At 67.6% G+C, this 12304-nt stretch carries 11 protein-coding genes and 1 tRNA gene; 10 read left to right on the forward strand and 2 right to left on the reverse strand.

The annotated features are described in order from the left end of the window. Positions 1-11: 11 nt before the first annotated feature. From mutL to DUGA2_RS17500, 3 genes are all read left to right on the forward strand, one after another. Positions 12-1970 carry a DNA mismatch repair endonuclease MutL gene (mutL, locus tag DUGA2_RS17490; RefSeq protein ID WP_070270731.1) on the forward strand — a complete coding sequence of 653 codons (1959 nt, stop codon included), beginning with the start codon at positions 12-14 and terminating at the stop codon, positions 1968-1970. 1 nt (position 1971) lies between these two features. Beyond that, positions 1972-2931, forward strand: coding sequence for a tRNA (adenosine(37)-N6)-dimethylallyltransferase MiaA (miaA, locus tag DUGA2_RS17495; RefSeq protein WP_070270734.1), 960 nt, complete (start codon positions 1972-1974; stop codon positions 2929-2931). Positions 2932-3032: 101 nt separating this feature from the next. Further along, a tRNA-Met gene (locus DUGA2_RS17500) sits at positions 3033-3109 on the forward strand. Positions 3110-3171: 62 nt separating this feature from the next. On the opposite strand, the gene DUGA2_RS17505 is transcribed toward DUGA2_RS17500, so the two are convergent. Beyond that, on the reverse strand, positions 3172-4170 hold the full coding sequence (locus DUGA2_RS17505; RefSeq protein ID WP_070270736.1) for an AraC family transcriptional regulator: 999 nt from the start codon (positions 4168-4170) through the stop codon (positions 3172-3174). 124 nt (positions 4171-4294) lie between these two features. Here DUGA2_RS17505 and DUGA2_RS17510 point away from each other — a divergent pair, with 124 nt between their 5' ends. Both DUGA2_RS17510 and DUGA2_RS17515 read left to right on the forward strand, forming a co-directional pair. Beyond that, positions 4295-5365 carry an alkane 1-monooxygenase gene (locus DUGA2_RS17510; RefSeq protein ID WP_070270737.1) on the forward strand — a complete coding sequence of 357 codons (1071 nt, stop codon included), beginning with the start codon at positions 4295-4297 and terminating at the stop codon, positions 5363-5365. Positions 5366-5439: 74 nt separating this feature from the next. Beyond that, on the forward strand, positions 5440-6912 hold the full coding sequence (locus DUGA2_RS17515; RefSeq protein ID WP_070270739.1) for a diguanylate cyclase: 1473 nt from the start codon (positions 5440-5442) through the stop codon (positions 6910-6912). Here DUGA2_RS17515 and DUGA2_RS17520 read toward each other — a convergent pair. Further along, complete coding sequence (locus DUGA2_RS17520) at positions 6909-7718, reverse strand: AraC family transcriptional regulator (protein WP_070270741.1); 810 nt, start codon at positions 7716-7718, stop codon at positions 6909-6911. The two genes, DUGA2_RS17515 and DUGA2_RS17520, sit on opposite strands and share 4 nt — an antisense overlap. A 72-nt stretch (positions 7719-7790) precedes the next feature. Between DUGA2_RS17520 and DUGA2_RS17525 the strand changes: the two genes are divergently transcribed. Genes DUGA2_RS17525 through DUGA2_RS17545 form a run of 5 tightly spaced genes read left to right on the forward strand, consistent with a single transcriptional unit; the run spans position 7791 to position 12289 of the window. Further along, entirely contained in the window at positions 7791-8723 is a 933-nt protein-coding gene (locus DUGA2_RS17525; protein ID WP_070270744.1) for a 4-hydroxyproline epimerase, read from the forward strand. After that, the gene (locus tag DUGA2_RS17530) at positions 8708-9826 is read left to right on the forward strand and encodes an FAD-binding oxidoreductase (RefSeq protein WP_070270746.1); all 1119 of its coding nucleotides are present in this window, start codon (positions 8708-8710) and stop codon (positions 9824-9826) included. Before DUGA2_RS17525 ends, DUGA2_RS17530 begins: the two co-directional genes overlap by 16 nt. Next, positions 9819-10073, forward strand: coding sequence for a 2Fe-2S iron-sulfur cluster-binding protein (locus tag DUGA2_RS17535; RefSeq protein ID WP_070270750.1), 255 nt, complete (start codon positions 9819-9821; stop codon positions 10071-10073). Before DUGA2_RS17530 ends, DUGA2_RS17535 begins: the two co-directional genes overlap by 8 nt. After that, on the forward strand, positions 10070-11335 hold the full coding sequence (locus tag DUGA2_RS17540; protein ID WP_070270752.1) for an FAD/NAD(P)-binding oxidoreductase: 1266 nt from the start codon (positions 10070-10072) through the stop codon (positions 11333-11335). Before DUGA2_RS17535 ends, DUGA2_RS17540 begins: the two co-directional genes overlap by 4 nt. A gap of 42 nt (positions 11336-11377) precedes the next feature. Beyond that, positions 11378-12289, forward strand: a complete 912-nt coding sequence (locus tag DUGA2_RS17545) for a dihydrodipicolinate synthase family protein (RefSeq protein WP_070270754.1) — start codon at positions 11378-11380, stop codon at positions 12287-12289. Positions 12290-12304: the final 15 nt, after the last annotated feature.

Consider the following 12304-nt stretch of genomic DNA (forward strand, 5'->3'; position numbering starts at 1 on the left):
ATAATCTCGTGATGAACGCGCCCGACACTTCCCCCCGCACTCCCCGTCCTATTCAGGCCCTGCCTGACCAGCTGATTTCGCAGATCGCCGCCGGCGAGGTGGTCGAACGGCCGTCCGCCGTGGTCAAGGAGCTGCTGGAGAACGCGCTCGACGCGGGCTCCACCCAGATCACCATTCGGCTGGAGGAAGGCGGCGTCAAACGCATCGCCATCACCGACAACGGCCGCGGCATCCCGCCCGAGCAGATGCCGCTCGCGCTGGCGCGCCACGCCACCTCCAAGATCGCCTCGCTGGACGACCTGGAAAACGTCGGCACGCTGGGCTTCCGTGGCGAGGCGCTGGCCTCGATCGCCTCGGTGGCCGCCGTCACGCTGACCTCGCGCACCGCCGACGCCGCGCACGCCTGGGAAATCGTCGGTTCGCACAACGGCACGGTGGCGCCGTCGTCCGGCGCCCAGGGCACCACGGTCGACGTGCAGGACCTGTACTTCAATACGCCGGCCCGCCGCAAGTTCCTCAAATCCGAGCAGACCGAATTCGGCCACTGCGCCGAAGTCGTGCGCCGCATCGCGCTGGCGCGGCCGGACGTGTCGTTCTCGCTCAGCCACAACGGCCGCACCATCGACCACTGGAACGTCAGCGAGATGGCCAAGCGCAGCGCCCACATCCTCGGCGATGGCTTCGCCGAAGCGCGCCTGCCGATCGACGAAAGCGCCGGCCCGCTGCGCCTGCACGGCTACGCCGGCCTGCCGACCGCCTCCAAGGCGCGCGCCGACGGCCAGTTCTTCTACGTGAACGGCCGCTTCGTGCGCGACAAGGTGCTGGTGCACGCCGTCAAGGCGGCCTACCAGGACGTGCTGCACGGCGACCGCTTCCCTTCCTACGTGCTGGCGCTCGATCTCGATCCGGCGCTGGTGGACGTCAACGTGCACCCGTCGAAGATCGAAGTGCGCTTCCGCGACAGCCGCGCGGTGCATCAATTCGTATTCCATGCTGTGCAGCGCGCGCTGGCGCAGACTTCGGCCACGTCGCACGGCAGCGTGCCATCGCCGCTGCCTGCGGCCGAAAGCCTGGGCAGCTCCACCTGGCGCGGCGAGCAGACTTCATTCGGACCATTGCTGGCGCCCGACTATGCACCGACGTTCTCGCCGTCGCCTTTCGGCTCGCGTGAAGGCGGCGCAAGCGGCGCCGGTGGCGCAGGCTTCGGCACGCCGCGCTTCGGCGGCAGCGAAGGCGGCGTCGCACAGAGCACGGAAAAATACGGCGCCCTGTTCGGCGGCTCCGGCCCCGTCACCGGCTACCGCGCAGAATCGGACATGGCGCTGCCCCAGGCCAGCCCGTTCACCGTCTCGGCGGCGGCGATGGCGCAGGAAGAATTCCCGCTCGGCTTCGCGCTGGCGCAGCTGCACGGCATCTACATCCTCGCGCAGAACAACAAGGGCCTGGTGCTGGTGGACATGCACGCCGCGCACGAACGCATCCTGTACGAACAATTGAAGACCGCCCTGGACAGCCGCGTCGCCGGCGAGGAAATGCAGGTGCAGCCGCTGCTGATCCCCGTCACCTTCTACGCCGACGCGATCGAAGTCGGCACCGCCTCCGAACACCAGGAGACCTTGCAGGCATTGGGCTTCGACATCGCCACGCTGTCGCCGACCACGCTGGCGGTGCGCTCGGTGCCGGTGCTGCTGAAGAACGCCGACGCCCAGACGCTGGCGCGCGACGTGCTGCGCGACGTGCGCGAATTCGGCGGCTCGCGGGTGCTGATCGAGCGCCAGAACGAGCTGCTGGGCACACTGGCCTGCCACACGGCGGTGCGCGCCAACCGCATCCTGTCGACGCAGGAGATGAACGCCCTGCTGCGCCAGATGGAGATCACCGAACGCGCCGACCAGTGCAACCACGGCCGCCCGACCTGGGTGCAGGTGGAAATCGGCGCGCTCGACAAGCTGTTCCTGCGCGGTCAATAACATGAGCACCAACGTTTCAAAACCGCTGGCGGTCGCCATCATGGGGCCGACGGCATCGGGCAAGACCGCATCCGCGCTGGCGATCGCGCAGCGCATTCCGTCGGAGATCATCTCGGTCGATTCCGCACTGGTGTATCGCGGCATGGACATCGGCACCGCCAAGCCCACGCGCGAAGAACGCGCCGCCGCGCCGCACCACCTGATCGACATCATCGACCCGCTGGACTCGTACTCGGTGGCGCAGTTCCGCAACGATACGCTGCGTCTGGTCGACGACATCGTCGCACGCGGCAAACTGCCGCTGCTGGTGGGCGGCACCATGTTGTACTTCAAGGGACTGGCCGACGGCCTGGACGACCTGCCGGGCGCCGATCCCGCGCTGCGCGCCGAACTGGAAGACGAAGCGGCCCGCATCGGCTGGCCGGCCATGCACGCCAGGCTGGCGCTGCTCGATCCCGAAACCGCCGCCCGCCTGGCGCCGGCGGACGCGCAGCGCATCCAGCGCGCGCTGGAGATCTGCACGCTGAGCGGCAAGCCCATGTCCGAGCTGCTGGCCTTGAAGGAAAAGACCGAGCTGCCGTTCGAGCTGCTGTCGTTCGCGCTGGAGCCGTCGGACCGCGCCGTGCTGCACGAACGCATCGCGCGCCGCTTCGACATCATGCTGGAAGAAACGCCGGACGGGAATCTGATCACCGAAGTGGAAGTGCTGCGCCGCCGTGGCGACCTGCATCCCGGCCTGCCGTCGATGCGCTGCGTCGGCTACCGGCAGGCGTGGGAATACCTGGACGGCAGCATCGACTACAAGACCATGCGCGAGACCGGCATCATCGCCACCCGCCAGCTGGCCAAGCGCCAACTGACGTGGCTGCGCTCGATGCCGGAGCGCGTAGTGCTCGACTGCCTGGGCGGCGACCCGGCCGGCGCGATGCTGGCGCAGATCGCCGACAAGCGTAGCCATTAAAAATATGCCAAGCTTTTGGCGCTGCGCTTCAAATTTTTAAAAAAAGTTTGGAACGAGCGTTGACAGCTTCGGCGCCAACCCCCATAATGCTGGGCGTTGCAGGTGATATAGCTCAGTTGGTTAGAGCACAGCATTCATAATGCTGGGGTCGGTGGTTCAAGTCCACCTATCACCACCAAGAATTTCGAAGGGCGATAACTCGATGAGTTATCGCCCTTTTTGCATTCCGGCGCCGCGCCCTCAGCGCCGCGCCGAAGGCGGCACCGACTCCCATCGTTTGAACGCGCGGCGGAAGTTGGCGACGTCGCTGTAGCCCAGCGCGTAGCTGACCTCCTGCACGCTCAGCCGTCCGGCGCGCAGGTACTCCAGCGCCAGCATGCGGCGCACCTGTTCCAGTATCTGTTTATACGAAGTGCCCTCCTCCAGCAGGCGCCGGTGCAGCGTGCGCGGCGTCATGCACAACAGCCGCGCCGTCAGCTGCAGCGAAGGGAAGCTGCTGCGCTGTTCCAGCATCAGCCGCTGCACGCGCGCGCCCAGCGACACTTGCGCCGCCAGCTTGTCCAGCTCCCGCTGGCAGATCTGCACCGCGTGCGCCAGCGTGGCCGGGTCGCCCATCCGCAGCGGTACGTCGATGGCCGCCAGCGGCAGCACCATGCCGGTCCAGTCCTGGCCCTCGCGCACCTCGCAGCGAAACAGCTCGCGCGCCAGCGCGGCGTCGGATGACGCGGCAAAGCTGAAGGCCACGCTGCGGCATTGCGACGGCCCGCGCGGAATACAATCCAACACATTTTTGAATGCCAGCAGCGCCGCCTCCAGCACCGGCCGGGCGATGTCGCCCAGCGGTATGCGCTCGTGCAGGCGCACGCGGAACTCGTCGTCCCGCTGCTCGAAGTCGATGGCGAGCATCGTCGTGCGCAGCATGAAGAAGCGTTCCAGCAGTTCCAAGGCCTGGCGCAGCGTGCCGCAGTTCATGGCGGCGTAACCGAGGATGCCGTGCGTGTGCTCGCGCATGCGGTCGCCCACCAGCAGGCCCATGGCCGGCTCGCCGGTCAGTTCGACCGAATCGAGCACCAGCTGGCGGAACACCGGGAACGACACCGCCAGTTCGCCGTCGTCCAGCTGCTCCGCGCGCAGGCCGCTGCGCGCCAGCCAGTCGCCTGCGTCGCCGCCCATGCTGCTGATTTGTTCGGCGATCTGGCGCAGGTAACTGCTTGCCAGCGTGTGGTCGTTAGCCTGCATGGGGAGCCCTGGATTGAGTGCTATCGATTGTCAATAAATAACCCCTGCATGTCAATCCGGCACCTCCCTTGCGGCCCGCAGCGCTGCCTACAATGGACGTAATAACAACAAGGAGACCGCGCCGATGAACGTTCTGCACTACCTGAAGTTTTGCCTGTTCCATGTGGTCGGCCTGCTGGCCGCCACCGCGCTGTACGCGGGCGGCGACACGACCGCGCTGTCGCTGCTGGGCGTGGTGCTGTTCTATGTGGTCGGCGACCTGCTGGGCGGCGACGATCTGAGCACGCCGGCGCTGCGCCACCGCGCCATCCTGACCGGCCAACTGTGGCTGGCGTTGCCGCTGCTGATGCTGATCGTCGGCGCGGCCATGGACAGCTTCATCGCCGGCCGCTACGCCACGCCGCCGCAGCTGGCCGCCGCCGTGCTGCTGACAGGCCTGATGATAGGCATGATAGGCACCATCACCGCGCATGAACTGGTGCACCGCACCAAGGAGCCGGCATCGCTGCTGATCGGCCGCTGGCTGCTGGCGTTCAGCTTCGACACCGGCTTCGCCATCGAGCACGTGTACGGCCACCATCGCTACGTCTCCACCGGCGAAGACCCGGCCACCGCGCCGCGCGGACGCAACGTCTACTGGCACATCGTCTGCTCCACCGTCAGGGGCAATATCAGCGCGTGGAAGCTGGAACGCAAGCGCCTGGAGCGGCGCGGCCACCGCCAGTACAGCCGGCACAATATGGTGATACGCGGCCACCTGATGAGCGTACTGCTGCTGGCCGCCGCGTGGTACTGGGGCGGCGCTGCGGCGGCGCTGTTCTTCGCCGTCTGCGCCCTGTGGGGCAAGGCGCTGCTGGAAGTGGTCAACTACATGGAGCACTATGGGCTGGTGCGCAATCCGGCCAAGCCGGTGCAGCCGCGCCATTCGTGGAACACCAACAGGCGCCTGAGCTCCTGGACCATGTTCAACCTGACGCGCCACTCGCACCACCACGCCCGCGCCGGCGTGCCTTACCACGACCTGCATCCCTATCCGGATGCTCCGCAGATGATAGGCGGCTATCTGTCGACCATGCTGGTGGCGCTGGTGCCGCCGCTGTGGCGCCGCCTGATGGCGCCGCGCCTGCGGGCCTGGGACCGCAACCTCGCCAACGACGAGGAACGCCAGCTTGCCGCCCGGTTCGGCGGGGATTGACAGCGCTGCCGTTGCGGGGCAATCTAGCATGAACCGACCGCCGCGCCGGTTGCCTCCATCCGCAAAGGCAGCTGATGATCAAACGTGTTACGTTTTGGGAACGGCCTGGCTGGCTGTTCTGCATACTGCTGTTCCTGCTCCATTTCGCCAGCGTCAAACTGACGCTGTTCTGCGCCGTCACGCCGGAAAAAGTGGTGGTGGTCTGGCTGCCAAACGCCGTGCTGCTCGCGGCGCTGGTGCGCTTCAACGGCCAGCGCGCGCCGCTGATGGCGGCGCTGACGTTCAGCTCCGACATCCTGGGCAATCTCGGCACATTCCCCCTGCATGAAGCGGTCCTGCTCAGCATCATCAACCTGTTCGAGGTGATGCTGTCCTTCCTGCTGATGCGCCGCAGCGGCGCCACCTTCCGCCTGCAACGCACGCAGGACCTGCTGCGCTTCGTGGTGGCCGGGCCGATCGCCGGCACGCTGGCGGCCGCGCTGATGGCGGCGGTCGTGATGCAGCAGATCGGCGGCGACACCACGCCCTATCTGACGCTGGCCCGCCTGTGGTGGTTCGGCGACGCCCTCGGGCTGCTGATCTACACACCGATGCTGCTGGCCTTCACCTACCCTCCGCGCCAGCGCCGGCGCCGCACATGGATCGACGATACCGGCCTGGCGCTGACGCTGATGCTGGCCACCGCCGTGCTGTTTGCGCAAGGCCGGATGATCGACAGCTTCCCCGTCACGCCCACCCTGCTGCTGCCCGCGGTGGCGGTGATCGCCTTCCGTTTCGGCATCCGCATGACGACGTTGTTCGTGGCCCTCATTTCGCTGGGCATGGCGATGACGATGACGGCCCACTTCAAGCCCTTCGGCGACGTACCTGTGTATCTGCAGACGTTGCACGCCCAGGAGTTCATCCTGACCCTGTGCATCGTCGGCATCGGCTTCGCCGTCATGCTCAACGAACTGCGCATGCGCGAGCGCGAACTGGAAAGCCGGGTGCAGGAGCGCACGCAGGAACTCGAACAATCGAACCAGCTGCTGGCCGCCATGAGCGCCACCGACGGCCTGACCGGCATCGCCAACCGGCGCCGCTTCGACCAAATGCTGAACGCCGAATGGAGTCGCGCATGGCGCGGCCGCCAACCGCTGACGGTGGCGATGCTGGATGTGGACCTGTTCAAGCAATACAACGATCACTATGGCCACCAGGCTGGAGACGAAGTGCTGCGCGAGGTGGCGCAGGCACTGGCCGCCCAGGTGCGGCGCTGCGGCGATTTCGTCGCGCGCTACGGCGGCGAGGAATTTGCGGTGATCGCCCAGTCGACCGACGCCGAACACGCACGAACGACGGCGGGCATGATGTGCGCAGCGGTCGAGGCGCTGCGCATACCGCACGCGCTGTCGCCGCATGGCGTGGTGACGGTCAGCGTCGGCATGGCCGTGACGGTGCCGGATGCGGACAGCGACGCAGCCAGCCTGCTCAAACATGCCGACGCAGCGCTCTATCGCGCCAAGCAACTGGGGCGCAATCGCGCCGAGCTGGCCGATGTCCTCTAGCCGCTCTTGCCGGCCAACTGCCGGTACTGGGTCGGCGTGATGCCGGTGGTGGCCTTGAACTGGCGCGTGAAGGCGGAATGGTCGCCATAGCCGCAGGCCTGGGCGATTTCCGCCACGCTGGAGGAGCCTTTCAGCAGGCGCGACGCCGCTTCGACACGGGTCTGGATGATCATCTGGCGCGGCGTCAGGTGGAAGATGCGCAGGAAGTAGCGCTCGATCTGCGCCACCGACATATTCGCGGTGCGCGCCAGCTCGGCCAGTTGCAGCGTCTGGCCGTATTCCTGGTGGATCAGGTTGACCGCCGCCGCCACCTTGCGGTACGCCGGGTTCTTCTTGTCCGCCATCGCCAGGTCGCGCGACACGCCGGTCAGGCCGACGATGCGGCCCTGGGCGTCCCGCAGCGCGGTCTTGCGCGTCAGGCACCAGCCGGGGTCGCGGTTGGGATACAGGTGCAGCTCCAGCTGGTCCTCGATATTGCTGCCGCCGGCCAGCACCGCCATGTCCTGCGCCAGGTAGGTCTGGCCGAACGGACGGGCGAACACCTCGGCCGGCGTGCGTCCGATCAGCGCCGCTTTGTGCCGCTGGCCGCAACGCTGCACCAGCGTCTGATTGACCACGACATAGCGGCATTCCACGTCCTTGACGAAGAACACCACGTCCGGCAGCGCGTCGAACAGCGCTTCGGAAAAGAAGGGGTCGGCGATGCCGGCGCCCAGCGCGCGGCGGGCGTCATCATGAGGGGGTTCTCTATGCATGAAGGCGATTGTGCCAGCGGCCGCCGGCGGCGTCTCCTGTTTTATCGCCATTGTGCAGATTTCGTCATCCTATATGCGGAGGCGATGCAAGACAGCGCGCCGCCGGAAGCCTAAGATTTGAGCATGAAAACAATCTCCATCATCGACTCCCACACCGGCGGCGAACCGACCCGCCTGGTCATCGACGGCGGCCCCGAACTGGGCCACGGTCCGCTCAGCGAGCGGCTCGATCTGCTGAAACGCCAGCACGACCGCTTCCGCTCCGCCGTGGTCTGCGAACCGCGCGGCTCGGACGTGCTGGTGGGCGCGCTGCTGTGCGAACCGCACGCGCCCGATTGTGCGGCAGGCGTCATCTTCTTCAACAACGTCGGCTACCTCGGCATGTGCGGCCACGGCACCATCGGCCTGATCGCCTCGCTGGCCTTCATGGGCCGCATCGGCGCCGGCCGCCACCGCATCGATACGCCGGTCGGCGTGGTCGAGGCGGAGCTGCATGCCGACGGCAGCGTTACGGTGGACAATGTGGCCTCCTACCGCACGCAGACGCAGGTGACGGTCGAGGTGCCGGGCCATGGCCCTGTCACGGGCGACGTGGCCTGGGGCGGCAACTGGTTCTTCCTGGTTTCCGGCCATGGACTGGAACTGGGCGTCGCCAACGTCGAGGCGCTGACCGCCTACAGCGTGGCCGTGGGCGCGGCGCTGGAACGGGCCGGCATCACCGGCGAAGGTGGCGCGCTGATCGACCATATCGAATTGTTCGCGCCATCGCGCACCGGCGCCGACAGCCAGAGCTTCGTGCTCTGCCCCGGCAAGGCCTACGACCGCTCGCCATGCGGCACCGGCACCAGCGCCAAGCTGGCCTGCCTGGCCGCCGACGGCAAGCTGGCCGAGGGCGCGCTGTGGAAGCAGGAAAGCGTGATCGGCAGCGTGTTCGAAGCATCGTACAGCTATCGCGGCGAGCTGCTGATCCCGAGCATCCGCGGCCGGGCCTGGGTCAATGCGCAGGCGCAGCTGATACTCGATCCGACCGATCCCTTCGTATGGGGCATACGGTGATACAGACCGACGTCATCGTCATCGGCGCCGGCATCGTCGGCGCAGCCTGTGCGGATGCGCTGAGCCAGCGCGGCATGCGGGTCAAGGTGATCGAGCAGGACATGGCCGGCAGCGGCGCCACCGCCGCCGGCATGGGCCACCTGGTGGTCATGGACGACAACCCGGCGGAGCTGGCGTTGTCGGCGTATTCGGTCTCGCTGTGGAATTCGCTGGTCGGCGACCTGCCGCAGCGACACGAGTACAGCCGCTGCGGCACCATCTGGGTCGCCGCCGACGAGGAAGAAATGGCGGCGGCGCGCGCCAAGGCCGACACCCTGTCCGCCTACGGCATCGCCTGCGAGCTGCTGGCGCCTGCCGCGCTGTACGAGCGCGAACCGCAACTGCGCCCCGGCCTGGCCGGTGGCCTGCTGGTTTCCGGCGACGGCCTGGTGTACCCGCCCAAGAGCGCGCGCATCCTGCTGGACCGGGCGATCCGCCGTGGCGCCACCACGCTGCGCGGCAGCGTCGCCGCGATCGAGGACAACGGCGTGCTGCTGGCCGACGGCGCGCGCTATCAGGCGCAGCACGTGGTGCTGGCCGCGGGATCGCGCTCGACCGCGCTGCTGCCGGACCTGCCGGTGCAGCCGAAGAAGGGCCACATCGCCATCACCGACCGCTATCCCGGTTTTGTCCGCCACCAGCTGGTGGAACTTGGTTATATCAAAAGCGCCCACGCCGCCAGCGGCGATTCGGTCGCGTTCAATTTGCAGCCCCGTCCTACCGGACAAGTACTGATCGGCTCCTCCCGCCAGTTCGACACGATCGACCTGGCGGTGGAGCCGGCCATGCTGCAACGCATGCTGCGCCATGCCGCCGCGTTCACGCCAGCCCTGGCGCAACTGAACGTGCTGCGCTGCTGGACCGGCCTGCGTGCCGCCACGCCGGACGGCCTGCCGCTGATCGGCCCTCACGCCGCGCGGCGCGGACTGTGGCTGGCGACGGGACATGAAGGATTGGGCATCACCACCTCGCTGGCGACGGCGCAACTGCTGGCCGCCCAGATGAACGGCGACAGCACGCGCATCCCCGCCAGCCCTTACCTGCCGGGACGCTTCCATGCCTGACGTGGTCCTCAACATCAACGGCCACGATATCCGCGTGGCTCAAGGCGTCAGCGTGGCCGCCGCCATCGCGATGGCCGGCAGCGCCGTCACCCGGCACGCGGTCGGCGGCGCGGCGCGCGCGCCCTTGTGCGGCATGGGCGTGTGCCAGGAATGCCGCGTCACCATCGACGGCCGCATGCATCAGCTGTCGTGCCAGACGCTGTGCGCCGACGGCATGCGCGTCGCCACCTGCGAGGTCCGCCCATGAGCCGCTACGACGTGCTGGTGGCAGGCGCCGGGCCGGCCGGACTGGCGGCCGCGCATGCCGCCGCCGCGCACGGCGCGCGGGTCGGCATCGTCGACGACAACCCGCTGGCCGGCGGCCAGATATGGCGCGGCGGCCCGGATCAGCAAAAGGACGGACGCGCACAGAGAATGTGGAGCGACCTGCTGGCCGCATCCAATGTCATCCGCCTGCCGCAGACGCGCGTGCTGTATGCGCCGGCGCCGGGGCAGCTGCGCGTGCAGACGCCGACATCCGCCGCCACGCTGCACTACGAAAAACTGATACTGGCCACCGGCGCGCGCGAGCGGCTGCTGCCCTTCCCCGGCTGGACCCTGCCCGGCGTTACCGGCGCCGGCGGCCTGCAGGCGCTGTCCAAGGGCGGCTATCCGGTGCAGGGCAAGCGGGTGGTGGTGGCGGGCAGCGGCCCGTTGCTGCTGGCGGTGGCTGCGACCTTGCGCGCCAAGGGCGCGGAGATCGTCGCCGTCGTCGAGCAGGCGCCCTTGCGGGCATTGGCGCGCTTTGGAATCGGCCTGCTGGCGACGCCTTCGAAAATCACGCAGGCGCTGCAACTGGCGGCGCAGCTTGGCGGCATCCCCTACCTGCGCAACAGCCATGTGCATTCGGCGCACGGCGACGGCACGCTGCAATCGATACTGATACAGCGCGGCGGCGCGCGCGAGCTGGAGGCGCTGCAATGCGACTACCTGGCCTGCGGCTACGGCCTGCTCCCCAACGTCGAACTGGCGCAGGCGCTGGGCTGCGCCACCGTGTCGCGCAACGGGCACACCAGCGTGCAGGTGGACGAGGAACAGCACACTTCCGTCTCCGGCGTGTACTGCGCGGGTGAAGGCACGGGCGTCGGCGGCGTCGACCTGGCGCTGGCGGAGGGCCGCATCGCCGGCCTGATGGCAAGCGGCCAACACACCGCCGCGCAGGAGCTGCACGCCGAGCGCGCGCGCTGGGAAAAATTCGCGGCCCGGCTGGAACGCGCGTTTGCGCTGCGGCCGGAGCTGCTGGCACTGGCCGGCGACGACACCATCGTCTGCCGCTGCGAAGACGTTTGTCACGGCGAGCTGCGCACGCACACCAGCTGGCGCAGCGCCAAGCTGCAAACGCGCTGCGGCATGGGGCCGTGCCAGGGCCGGATCTGCGGCGGCGCCACCGAACTGCTGTACGGCTGGCGGCCGGACGCGGTGCGTGTGCCGATTTCACCGGCCCGCGTGGCCAGCATCATCAACGATTGAACAACCCGATAACAACCACCGATTCATCACAAGGAGAACAGCATGGCAGCAGCAAAATGGGAAGGGGTCTTCCCCGCAGTAACGACCAAGTTCAAAGAGAACGAGGATCTCGACCACGCAGAAATGGAAAAGCACTTCAACTTCCAGATCGACAGCGGCGTGCATGCGCTGCTGACCTGCGGCTCGCTGGGTGAAGCCAGCACGCTGTCGTTCGACGAGAAGCTGGCCGTGACCAAGACCGCGCTGAACGTCGCCGCCGGCCGCGTGCCGGTGCTGGTCAACGTCAGCGAAACCCGCACCGCCACCGCCTGCCGCTTCGTCGAGAAGGCGCACGAGATGGGCGTGCAAGGCCTGATGGTGATGCCGTCGGTGCTGTACGCGGCCGATTCGCGCGAGGCGATGGACAACCTGCGCGTGATCGCCAAGGCGGCGCAGCTGCCTATCATGGTCTACAACAATCCGGTGTCGTACAAGGTCGACCTGACGCCTGAGGACTTCAAGGAACTGGCCGATTGCGAGTGGATCGTCGCGATCAAGGAATCGACCGACAACGTGCGCCGCATCACCGACCTGCGCAACGCCGTCGGCCATCGCTATCAGCTTTTCATGGGCGTGGACGACCTGTCGTTCGAAGGCCTGGCAGTGGGCGCGGACGGCCTGCTGGCCGGCCTGGTGGTGGCCTTCCCGAAAGAGACCGTGGCGCTGTACAAGCTGATGAAGGCCAAGCGTTGGGATGAAGCGCTCAAGCTGTACCAGTGGTTCATGCCGCTGATGCACCTGGACGTGTCGACCAAGCTGGTACAGAACCTGAAGCTGGTGGAAACGCTGGCCGGCGTCGGCAACGAGTACGTGCGCCGTCCGCGCCAGCCGCTGCAAGGCGCCGACCGCGCCCGCGTCACGGCCGTGGTCCAGGCGGCCCTGGCGACCCGTCCGGACGTCAGCCTGCTGTTCTAAAATAAATCCGTAAAT

Source organism: Duganella sp. HH101, from assembly GCF_001758795.1.
In the GTDB taxonomy this organism is placed as follows: Bacteria; Pseudomonadota; Gammaproteobacteria; order Burkholderiales; family Burkholderiaceae_D; genus Rugamonas; species Rugamonas rivuli.